We start from the raw sequence: 9,959 nt of genomic DNA, 5'->3' as shown, positions 1-9,959 counted from the left end.
CGCCAGGTCGGATCGTTTGACGGTCTCCCTCGATGCCGCGCAGGGCAGCGGGGTGGAGTCGATCAGCCGCAGGTCGTCGTCCCAGGTCGGCACCTGCCGGGCCAGGGCCTCGATCACGTGGGAGATCAGCGGCCCGGCGGCGTTCAGACGCTTGTTGTAGGCGGACTGCTGGGGCAGGTAGCGGAGCAGATGCCCCAGCCGGGCATGCGCGAAGCGGATCCAGTGCCGGGCCGAGGGGAACCCGAGCAGCACTTGGGCGACCGCGAGGCACAGCAGTTCGGCGTCCGTCAGTCTCGGAGGTCGCCCGATCCGGCGACGCGGGGCCACATGGTCGTCGATGAACACGTACAGTGCCGCCAGAAGGGCGTCCAGGTTTGTCTTCACACACGAGCCAACGGGCGCCCTTCGCCATGGTCGCGGCCAGCACAAAAATCGGACTCACTCATCTAGCTTCGCGAGGGCATCCAGCTGCTCCGTACTGAGTTTGTCCCTTTATGGCGAGGTCGGCGGCGAGGTCGAGCGCGAGATTACGACGGCGCCCCGGCCCCCAGGGGAGAGGGCGGGGCGTCTGTTGATGCCGGGGGAGGGGATCAGAACGTGGCGAGGCCGTTCCAGCCCCAGCCGATCTTCGTGATTCCCACGACGCTGTCGTAGCGGCGCAGCTCACCGTCGTACTTCTGTCCGAGGTAGGACTGGTGGCCGGCCGCGGAGAGGGCGCCCACGCCGGTCACCCGGTAGCCCTGGTAGAGGATGCCCTGCCTGACGCGCGGCTTGAGACCACCGCGACCGTCCCCGCCGTACAACCACAGGTCGCCCTTGCCGTCGAGGGCGAGGAGGTCGGAGAACCCGTCGGCCGGGAGGTCGCCGTAGCGTCGCGCGACCAACCCGCTCTTCGTACCGCCGCGTCCGCAGCACTCGAACATGGCGGCGCTCCCGCGGGTCGAGACTCCCACGCAGGCGGATCAGGAGGCGTGGTTCCTTCACCCGCTCTTCCGGCATGAGGCGCAGGCGGCGAGCTGATGGTGGGAACAGCACCGTCGAGTGACCAGAACCGCCCATTCGAGGCATGCCCAACCGTAGCCATCCCGACTCGGGACCGTAGAGGGAGCTGACGCGCCCCTCAGACTTCTTGCGATGTGTCCCGCCGAGATCACCCTCCGGGGTGGTGCCGTCCGGTCAGGTGAGCCACCAGGAGGCCCCCCAGTCCCGCCCACGCAACCGCGCCGTATCCCGCGTAGGGCCAGCCCATGGCTCCCACGCAGAAAGCTGCCACCGCACCGGAGAGCATGGCCACACCATCGGTGAGGTTCCTGGCGAGCGCTGCCAGGGGTCCGGATCTCATTCAAGGCCGTTCTGATGACCAGGGCGGCGGCGATGACCGCTACGGTCAGCACGGAGACATCCATGAGGGACCTCCCTGTCAGCGCTCGGCGGTGTCGGCTCGCTGGTAGATGTCCGGGATGCCGTCGTTGTCGTCGTCGCGGTTCTCCTCCTCGTACAGGCGCCGGTAGATGCCGTTGCGCCGCTTGACGAGGAGGGCCGCGAGGACGGCGGCGATGAGGGAGCCGATCAGGACCGCGGCCTTGATGTGCTCGGACGCGGCCGGGTCGGGGAAGGCGAGTTCGCCGATGAGCAGGGCGACGGTGAATCCGATTCCGGCCAGTACTGCGAGTGCGAAGACGTCGGCCCAGGCCAGCTCGGGGTTCAGCCTGGCCTTGGTGAACCGGGCGGCCAGGTAGGTGCCGACGAAGATGCCGAGGGTCTTGCCGATGACGAGGCCCAGCACGACGCCCAGCGGCTCCGGTCGGGTGAAGACTTCTCCCAGGGCTGCGCCCGAGACGCCGACGCCGGCGGCGAAGAGCGCGAACAGGGGTACCGCGACGCCCGCGGAGACGGGGTGGAGCAGGTGGGAGGTGCGCTCGGCGGGGGAGGCGGTTTCGCCCTTGTCGCGGGTGGTGCGCAGGATCAGGCCGATGGCGACGCCGGCGACGGTGGCGTGGACGCCGCCGTTGTACATCAGTGCCCAGGTGACGACGCCGAGCGGGACGTACCACCACCAGCCGCGCACGCGGAAGCGCTGGAGGAGGTAGATGACGGCCAGTCCGGCGAAGGCTCCGCCGAGGGCGGCGAAGTTCAGGTCGCTGGTAAAGAAGATGGCGATGATCAGGATCGCGCCGAGGTCGTCGACGACGGCGAGAGTGAGCAGGAAGGCCCTCAGCGAGGCGGGCAGGTGGGTGCTGAGGACGGCGAGGACGGCGAGCGCGAAGGCGATGTCGGTGGCCATCGGCACAGCCCAGCCCTCGAGGCTTCCGCCGCCAGCGGTGACCGTGGCGGCGTAGACGGCGGCGGGCACGATCATGCCGCAGAGCGCGGCGAGGACCGGGAGCGCGGCGGTGGCGGGGGTGCGGAGCTCGCCGACGACCAGTTCGCGCTTGAGCTCGATGCCGGCGACGAGGAAGAAGATGGCCAGCAGCCCGTCGGCTGTCCAGTGTTCGACCGAGAGGTCCAGGCCAAGGGCGGGTATGCCGAAGTGGAAGTCGCGTATCTGTTCGTAGGCCCCGCTCCACGGGGTGTTCGCCCACACGAGCGCCACGACGGCGGCGGCGAGGAGCACCAGCCCGCCGACGGTCTCCGTCCTCAGTGCCTGGACCACGGCGTTGCGCTCCGGGAGGGGGAGCAGGCCGAGGAAGGGGGAACGCTCGCGAGGGGCGGCAGCCATGGATATGCCTCCAAGAGATCGGCTTGAGGGCATAAGAGCCCAAGGACGCCGACCAGACTTCCCGGCACACCGCGCGTCGTGATCAAGCCGCCACAGAAGGCTTTGACGCGTTGTTTACACCCTAACCGCCTGCCGCGTGACCCGCCATACCCTGTTTCACCTGCTGAAACGCGGTACACGGGCATGACGAGCGGGCCCGTCCACACCAAGGCGCGAGGTGTGTACGGGCCCGCTCAGGAGCCAGGCCGCGGGGGCGGTCAGACGGTGGTCTTCACCGACTCCTGGTCTTCATCGTCCTCGGTGATCTCACCGGCGTCGCGGGCGCGGACGAACTCCAGGAAGGAGTTCAGCTCGCGCTTGACGACCGGGGCGAGGAGGTACAGGCCGATGATGTTGATGACGGCGAGCATGAAGAGCACCGCGTCGGCCATGTCGATCAGGGTCTGCAGCGTCAACAGGGAACCCCCCACCGCGAACAGCGTGTAGAAGACCTTGAAGGTCAGCTCGCTGGCCTGGCTGCGGCCGAAGAGGTGCGTCCATGCTTTCATGCAGTAGTAGCCCCAGGTCAGCACCGTGGAGATGGCGAACAGCATCACCGCGATGGTGAGGATGTACGGGAACCAGGGCAGCACCGTGGCGAAGGCGTCCGAGGTGATGGTGACACCGCCGATGGACTCGCCCTTGCGAGCCTCGCCCCAGCTGGCCGGGTTGGCGATGACGATGGTCAGCGCGGTCATCGTGCAAATGATGACGGTGTCGATGAACGGCTCCAGCAGGGCGACCAGGCCCTCGCTGGCGGGGTGCTTGGTCTTCACCGCCGAGTGCGCGATCGGGGCGGAGCCGAGACCGGCCTCGTTGGAGAACGCGGCCCGCTTGAAGCCGATGATCAGCGCGCCGAGGACACCGCCGGCGACGCCCTGGGGGTTGAACGCGCCCTCGATGATCGTGGCGATCGCGGCCGGGACGGCGGAGACGTGGACCAGGATGACGACCAGGCAGGCTGCGATGTAGATGCCGGCCATGGCCGGGACCAGCTTGCTGGTCACGTTGGCGATCGAGCGGATGCCGCCGAGCAGCACGATGCCGACGAGCGCGGCGATCAGGATGCCGAAGAACAGCGCTCCGGCCGACGAGCCCATCAGGCCGTCCTCGCCACCCGTGACGGAGACCAGCTGCGCGTAGGACTGGTTGACCTGGAAGAGGTTGCCGCCGAAGAGGCCGAAGAACAGGACGAAGAAGGAGGCGAGGACCCCGAGGACCTTGCCAAGGGTCTTGCCGTTCTTACCGAAGCGGTCGGCCAGCCCCTTGGGCAGGTAGTGCATCGGGCCGCCGGAGACCGTGCCGTCGGCGTGCACCTCGCGGTACTTCACTCCCAGGGTCACCTCGACGAACTTGGTGGCCATGCCGAGCAGACCGCAGAGGATCATCCAGAACGTGGCGCCGGGGCCACCAATGGAGACGGCGACGGCTACACCGGCGATGTTGCCGAGGCCCACGGTGCCGGAGACGGCAGCGGTCAGCGCCTGGAAGTGGTTGACCTCACCGGCCGACCCCTTCTCGTCGTACTTCCCTCGCACCACGTCGACGGCGAGCTTGAACTTGCGGACCTGGACCAGCCCGAACCAGGCGGTGAAGACCAGACCCGCGACGACGAGCCAGGCGACGATGAGGGGCAGCTCCGTACCGCCCACGGGGACGGAGTAGAAGACGACGTCCACGAGCCAGGTTGCTATGGGCTCGAAGAATCCGCTGACGGCTTCGTCGACGGACGTGGTGATGGAGTCGAGTGACACGGTGGTTACCTCGATGGCGCAGGGACCGGCGCGCGGGAGGGTGCGCCGGGAAGGTGTGCGGTCTTTGAGCGAACGCCGTTGTCCGATCGGCGACCCTTGGGTTCACGTGCCGCGGACTCGGAACGTGATCACCCTGGTCGTGCTGCCGGCGCGTGCCGGCCGCTCCGCGTCGTGGCGAGGGGTGGTGCCACCCGCGGAGTTGCGCAGTTCTACCACGCTCTTTACGTCCTCTTTAGTGATTCAAGTCACATAACCATGAGTAATCTTCGAAGTGCCAGCAAGCGAGACCAGACCGTTATGCGGATGGCTTGATCCGTTCATCGGACGTCGGTCTGTCAGGTGCTCAGGCGAGGGTCCCGCTCCGCGATGCTTCGACCGCCCGGCTCGGGGCGTCTCTGGGGGCGCTGCTCCGGGTGCTCACACCCTCAAGGGCACGCAGAGGCTCTCTTTGCCGGTGACTGGCAACATATTGGCCATTTTGCTGCCGGAGTATGGCAGTGAAATGGAGTTGCCGTGACGGCACTATGAGGCGTGCACCCGACACACACATTGCTCGTGGCGCGTGAACGGAAGCAGGCCGCCATGCACGACGTCCCGACGGACGCCAGCGGACGATCTCCTGCAGCTGCCGAGGTGGCCGGAAAGCGAGTAATCCGCGTAGCCGCTTTGTCCTTTTCTCTGTCGTGACGCTCGGTGACCGACGGAGCGAAGTGTCACGCCGGCCCCGTTGCTCCGCATCCCGCCGCCGGGCCGAACCGGGGACCGCCAGGCCCGCTCAGAGCTCCTGCTCCGGCCAGTCCAGCAGGCGGGCGCCGACGACCGCGGTCTGGAGCGTGTAGCGGTCGACGGGGTTGCCGGGGTCGGCGCCCGTCAGCCGGTGGATCCGCTCCAGCCGGTACGTCATCGCCCGGACGCTCAGCGACAGCCGCCGGGCCGCCTCGGCCGCAACGCAGCCGGTGTCGAAGTACGCGGTGAGGGTGTCGATCAGCGGCTGGGCGCCGCCGCGCGCTTCCTTCAGCGGGCCGAGCACCGTGCGGACGAGGTCGGCCATGGCCTGCCGGTCGCGGGTGAGTACCGGGTACACGAGGAGGTCGGCGGCGCGCAGCACCGGGTCCTCCAGGTTCATGCGCTCCGCCAGGTCCAGGGCGTTGAGCGCCTCCTCGTAGGAGTGGACGACTCCGCCGACGCCCGGGTGTGCCCGGCCGATGGCCACCCGGCCGCCGTCGGTCGCGGCGTGCGCCTGCTTGGCGAAGAAGGTCAGGACGTCGGCCTGGTCGCCCGGCGCGATGCAGATGAGCCGGCCGTTCTTCGTGGTCAGCAGGATGCGGCGGTCCCCGAAACGAGCCGCGAGGGACGACTCCACGCTACGGGTGACGGCATAGCCGTCGTCGTACGGCTCGCGCCCCTGCGCGACGGCGACCCCGTGGGCGTGGGACAGCAACAGGCCGAAGCGCTCGGCCCGTTCGGCGAGACGGCCGACGTCACTGCGTCCGTGGAGCAGGTCGTCGATGAACTCCCGCCGGGCCGCCTCCTGCTGGCGGATCGCGAGCCGCTGCGCCCGCTCGTGGCCTTCGGCGAAGGCGTCCACCGCCTGCTCCACCGCCGACAGCAGGTGGTCGGCGGCGGCGCCACGCAGATCCGCCCGTACGTCCTGGGCGGCGGCGAGGTGCGCACGCACCAGGAGACGGAGACCGATGCCGGCCTCCGCGGCTCGCTCGCCCTGCCCGCGCAGCGCTTCCAGCTCGTCCCGGTTCAGCCGCCGGCCGGTGGCGCAGACCCCGACCAGTATCCGGGCATACCCCTCCAGATACTGCTCGACTCCGCCCTGCTCGGCCATGATCCCTCCCCGGTTCCTGACGCGCCGCTGACGGTTTCCTGACGCGTGGGCCTCAAGGGTGACACGGGTCGGCCGAGGGACCGCCACCGGCATCAAGGGCGCGTAAAGACTGCCGGGTGAAGGCAATACGAACAGGCGTGCCCCCCCTGTCAGCATGACCGGACCGGGGCCGGTGCACCAGACCGATGCCGTAACCCGGAAGTCATCGTGCCGCGCCGACGACGCAAGGGGGACCCGCATCATGGGCGAGTTCTGGCAGGCCGCCACCACGTTCCCCACGGTGCTGTTCACCGCGGCACTCGTGGTGGTCGTCGGCTTCTGGCTGCTGGTACTGGTGGGCGCGGCGATCACGTCGCGGGCGGTGTCCTCGTCCGCCTGGACCAGACGCGCGATGACCGGGACTGTACTGCCACCGGCCGAGGCCAGCAGCATCATCGCCCGCCGAAAACGCACCGGCTGGAAAAGGAGTGCGTCGGGACGCTTACCGGAGCCGCAGTGGGCGGCACTCTGGACGAGCCCGTCGTCGTCACCCGGCCCAAGGGGCAGTGTCCGGCCCGCGAACTGGACGACACGCGACATCTCGTCGGCGTTCCCCTCGCCACGAAGTGAACGCCGCACAGAGCCACCCCGGTGCGCCGCCGGTCCCGGACGCCGAACCGACAAGTGTGCCGGTGACATGCGTCACTTGAGGTGCAGGCTCTCCGCGAAGGGGAGGACAGTGCCGTCGAGTCGAGCCACCCGCTCCGCGAGCGTCACTCAATCGTGTGAGAGCTCGCGAAGCCTGTTCTGGGTACCAAGTGAGGGTGGTGGAGACTTTCGAACAGGCTGTGTCGCCTGAGTTACGCCAAGTGATTGACGAGATTGTGTCGGTGGTACGCGAAGGCGACGACCCCCGGGCGGAGGTTCTGCTCGAACGCTTCGCCTGTTTGGCAGAGGACCCCCGGGCGGTGTTCCTGCTTCGGTCGCGGTTGCGCCGGGACGCGATGGGCTGGTCTACGTCAGAGGCGGACCGTGATGAGGGCAATGTCGTCGCGGGCTCCGCCGGCGACGCCGAGGCGGGCCAGGACGGCGTCAGCGAGGCGGTCGGGGCTAAGGCCGACATGGCGGGCGAGGGCTTCGGTGAGCTGCTGCAGGCCGGCTTCGATGTCCTGGTCTCGGCGTTCGATGAGGCCGTCGGTATAAAGCACGAGGTGGTCGCCCGGGGTATAGGGCACGGCGGCTTGGGGGCGCGGGACGTGGTCGGGGCGCGCGCCGAGAGGGGGGTCGGTGGCCTGGTCCAGCAGGTCCCAGGTGCCGTCGGGGTGCAGCAGGACTGGCGGCGGGTGGCCTGCGCTGCTGTACGAGATTTGCCGGCGGCTGGTGTCGATGACGGCTTGGACGGCGGTGGTGGCGAGCGCCCCTTCGACGGACCGTGAGTACAGGCCGAGCACCTCCAGCGACCTGGCCGGTTCGTGCAGGGCTCTGACGGCGGCGCTCAGGGCGCTGCGGAGCATGCCCATGACGGTGGCGGCTTCCAGGCCGTGGCCCACGACGTCTCCGACGGCGACAGCGAAAGCGCCGTCGGGCAGGTCGACGACGTCGTACCAGTCGCCGCACACGTTCAGCGATCCGACCGCAGGCACGTAGCGCACTGCGATATCCGGGTGCCGTTCCAGGTCGGGCGAGTGCAGCATGGCTTCCTGCAGGGTCAGGGCGATCTGGCGTTCCCGGGCGTGTGCCTGTCGGAGTTCCTCGTTCAGTCTCTGCAGCTCCCGCGCACGCGCGTACAGCTCGGCCTCGATCGCCTCTAGCCGGCCCAGGGGTCCTCCTGCGGGGCCGGGCGGGCGGGAGCGGACGAACTCGGTCACGTCCTCCACCCGGTGGATGATCCATGCCACCTGCCCGTCCGGGCCGAGGACGGGGGTGTTGATCGGCGACCACCACCGCTCCTCGAACGTCCAGGCCCGAGACGGGATAGGGATGTCGTACTTCTGCACCGCCATCGTGTCGGGCTGCCTCGACTGCAGGACCCGGTGCAGCGAGGCGTTCAGGTTCCGCACGCCGTCCGCGCCTTCATCGGCCGGGTTGTCCGGGAAGGCGTCGAACACGTACTGGCCGACCAGGTCCTGTCGGCTCCGGCCGGTGGCCTGCAGGTATGCCTCATTGACGTCGACGATCACCAGATCTGGATCCAGCACCAGATACGGACTGGGGGTGGCGATGAACAACGCTTTGTAGTCAATGCTCGGTTCCACAGGCTTTGCCGGTCCTCTCCGCTGCTCGACGGCGCCGGCACCGATCCGGTCCGGGGACCTACCAGGTGGGCTGGACGGTGAGGCGTCGGGTCCGTCACTGGAAAGCGAGGACGTCGGCCACGGGCCTGCGGGGTGTCGCCTCACCTGAGGCGCCGTAGCCGAGACGGAACACCATGTGGATGAAGCCGATCGCGACGCTCGGATCGCGTGCGGACGGCCGGAGCTCGGGCCATTCGAGGGGCTGCGACATCAGAGAGGCGGCGAGGCCGTCAAGGGTGGCCTGTAGGAGCACGCGCTGCATCGCCTGGCCTGCTCGCAGCCAGTCCGCCGGGGCGTCCTCCACCGTGCCGAGCAGCGCAATCTGGGGGTGTTCCTCAAAGAGGGCCACCTCGCGGTCCGGCAGGTGCCGCTGGGCGTCGAAGTCCCGTGCGGGGGCGCTCACGCCGTACTGTCGTGGACCGAGGGCGTCCACCGGTATGCCCTCGGTGGCGGGGCCTTCCCCGGGCCTGCCGGTGCGCGTCCACGAGGCGATCTCCGCGCGCACGGCTTCGCTGGCTGCCTCAAGCATTGCGGCGTCGCGCACGAGTTCCATGACGGCATCGGTGTGCCAGGCGCCAGGTGTGATCAGCCGGCAGCCTTCCAGTAGAGCGGCCGCGCGAAGTCCGTCGAGTACGGGCTCGGGAATCTGCTCCTCGGAGAAGGGGAAACGGCTGGTGTGCCGCCGTCGTACGGCGGGATGGAGGTCCGCGAGACCGCGGTCCGCGCTGTCGCTCTGCCGCAGGAGTACATCCGCCAGGTGCCACGGGTCGTTGGGGTCGGGAAGCAGCCGGGCCTCGGCAGCCCAGCCGTGGTGGGCGGCGGCCACGCGCAGGTTGAACAAGGCGGCACCGCAGCCCAGGTGCAGCGCGCGGTGGTCCGGGTCGGCGAACGGCAGCGTGCGCTGGGGGTCGCCGTACAGGGCCAGGGAACGGCCGCCGCTGCGGTGCACGAACCTCCAGGGCTGGGCATTGTGCATGGAGGGCGCCCTCGCGGCGTCCTCGACCAGCGACGTTACGACCCCTGCGTCAAGTGCTGGAGTGGACACGGCTCGTCCTGTCTGTGCAGGATCCCCGGCGGCGGGACCGCGTGCGCCGGCGATCACGACGGGAACGGGGGAGAAGACGTTCGGTCCACTCCCATGCTCAATTGTCCCAGGGAGGACCCGGCGGCACCCGATGAGATGGGCAGCGTCCGTAACAGCGGCCGACAAGGCGCAGGACTCCGCATCGCTCCAAGCCAGAGCAGACGCCTGGCGGGCGACGGGGCTGGCTGCCGAAGAGTGGCGCTGTCACAGGCCACTGAGCAGTTCGCAACACCCGCAGTTCCAGCAGTACGAG

The 9,959-nt window shown here is 69.0% G+C and carries 7 protein-coding genes; all 7 read right to left on the bottom strand.

Annotated features, from left to right (window positions below; all coding sequences use genetic code 11):
• A partial coding sequence (locus tag IE136_RS35035) for a transposase family protein (protein WP_506417209.1) occupies positions 1-384 on the bottom strand: 384 nt, incomplete at its 3' end.
• 206 nt (positions 385-590) lie between these two features.
• Positions 591-884, bottom strand: a complete 294-nt coding sequence (locus tag IE136_RS35030; RefSeq protein WP_189602547.1) for a hypothetical protein — start codon at positions 882-884, stop codon at positions 591-593.
• Positions 885-1,420: 536 nt separating this feature from the next.
• Positions 1,421-2,719 carry a Na+/H+ antiporter NhaA gene (gene nhaA, locus IE136_RS35025; protein WP_189602546.1) on the bottom strand — a complete coding sequence of 433 codons (1,299 nt, stop codon included), beginning with the start codon at positions 2,717-2,719 and terminating at the stop codon, positions 1,421-1,423.
• A gap of 257 nt (positions 2,720-2,976) precedes the next feature.
• Positions 2,977-4,512, bottom strand: coding sequence for an alanine/glycine:cation symporter family protein (locus tag IE136_RS35020; RefSeq protein WP_189602545.1), 1,536 nt, complete (start codon positions 4,510-4,512; stop codon positions 2,977-2,979).
• Positions 4,513-5,287: 775 nt separating this feature from the next.
• On the bottom strand, positions 5,288-6,349 hold the full coding sequence (locus IE136_RS35015) for a PucR family transcriptional regulator (protein ID WP_189602544.1): 1,062 nt from the start codon (positions 6,347-6,349) through the stop codon (positions 5,288-5,290).
• A 998-nt stretch (positions 6,350-7,347) separates the two neighbouring features.
• On the bottom strand, positions 7,348-8,583 hold the full coding sequence (locus IE136_RS35010) for a PP2C family protein-serine/threonine phosphatase (protein ID WP_189602543.1): 1,236 nt from the start codon (positions 8,581-8,583) through the stop codon (positions 7,348-7,350).
• Positions 8,584-8,677: 94 nt separating this feature from the next.
• Positions 8,678-9,598: an Acg family FMN-binding oxidoreductase gene (locus IE136_RS35005; protein ID WP_189602542.1), complete on the bottom strand. Its 921-nt coding sequence runs from the start codon at positions 9,596-9,598 to the stop codon at positions 8,678-8,680.
• Positions 9,599-9,959 lie beyond the last annotated feature (361 nt).

It is taken from the genome of Streptomyces lateritius, assembly GCF_014649715.1.
Classification (GTDB): domain Bacteria; phylum Actinomycetota; class Actinomycetes; order Streptomycetales; family Streptomycetaceae; genus Streptomyces; species Streptomyces lateritius.
This window is presented reverse-complemented; position numbering and strand designations above follow the sequence as displayed.